The organism is Pseudomonas avellanae BPIC 631, from assembly GCF_000444135.1.
Classification (GTDB): Bacteria; Pseudomonadota; Gammaproteobacteria; order Pseudomonadales; family Pseudomonadaceae; genus Aquipseudomonas; species Aquipseudomonas avellanae.
The window spans coordinates 1-1038 of record NZ_ATDK01000406.1 but is presented as its reverse complement, the minus strand read 5'-3'; the positions used below and the strand labels follow the sequence as shown (position 1 = coordinate 1038).

Here is a 1038-nt window from a genome sequence, read left to right as displayed (position 1 = left end):
GTTCACAGTGCAAAACGTCTGATTATCTGATCGGGCGAGGTTTTTTAACCTCAGGCCATGAAGGCATCAAAAATCGATGCTTACTTCAGACCCTCCTTAACAATTCGTCAGAACAGGGTGGCGGATGCTAAAAATATGAAAGAATATTACCGCGGTTCTGATGTTGATTTTAAGTTCTTCAAAGACGTTTTAAAGCGCGAGAAGCGTGAGTTAAAAGATTACAGCAAAGCTTTTTATATCAAGCATCCCCATTTCATACGAAACCCTGATCCACCTACTTCGGGGTCAGCTACATAAGTACGATAGATCACGCTTTGGCTATGACCAGTCTCTTCCCCAAAAACACCGGCAAATACAACCCCAAATAAGCATCAAACACCCGCATGCCTTCCTCAGCCATGCGCGGTGTAATCTCGTCATGCAACTGCACCGACCGCGCATACACCCGATCCCCCAGTTCCATCGCCAGCGCAAAGACGTCCACGTCATCCGGCAGCGCAGGCAGCTGGAAGTGGCGATCAAAGACCTCAAGCATCAAGTGCCCCAGTTCAATGTCGTGCTGGCGGTCGGCCTGGTTGATTTCGGTCAGGCCGTGCTGGGCGAGGATCAACTGGCGGGCGGCGGCGTCGGCGTTGTAGATGGCGAGCATGCGCAGTTCGACAATGCGTGACAGGTCGCGCCAGGTGGTGAGCTGATCGTGATCGATGGGCGCCTGCAGCGATGCGCGGAAGGCGGCGTGGATGTCGGCGGTCAGTGCTTCGAGCAGCGCCGGAACGCTGGCGAAGAAGTGGTAGACCGACGACGGCGGAATACCAGCCCGCTCGGCAACGCTGTAGATCGACAGGCTGGCCACCCCTTGCTCGGCAAGCAGCGTACGGGCGGCGTCGAGAATCGAATCGATCCTGGCCTGGCTGCGTGCTTGAGGTTTGCGGGGCGTGGCGGCGCGTGTCATGGGCGTGGCTCGTGGTTGGGCTGGCGGTATTGTAAGGGATTCTGACTGGATGAATCTCTGTCGTCGCCAAGGCATTCCCACGCTGG

2 protein-coding genes are annotated in these 1038 nt (G+C 55.9%); one reads left to right on the top strand and one right to left on the bottom strand.

The genetic code is table 11. The features are described from left to right. Positions 1-57: 57 nt before the first annotated feature. Entirely contained in the window at positions 58-297 is a 240-nt protein-coding gene (locus DW49_RS1000000130900) for a hypothetical protein (protein ID WP_229687628.1), read from the top strand. Between the two features lie 10 nt (positions 298-307). Here the strand turns inward: DW49_RS1000000130900 and DW49_RS0123195 are convergent, their stop codons facing one another. Continuing rightward, positions 308-952, bottom strand: a complete 645-nt coding sequence (locus DW49_RS0123195) for a TetR/AcrR family transcriptional regulator (protein ID WP_005621544.1) — start codon at positions 950-952, stop codon at positions 308-310. Between the last annotated feature and the right edge of the window lie 86 nt (positions 953-1038).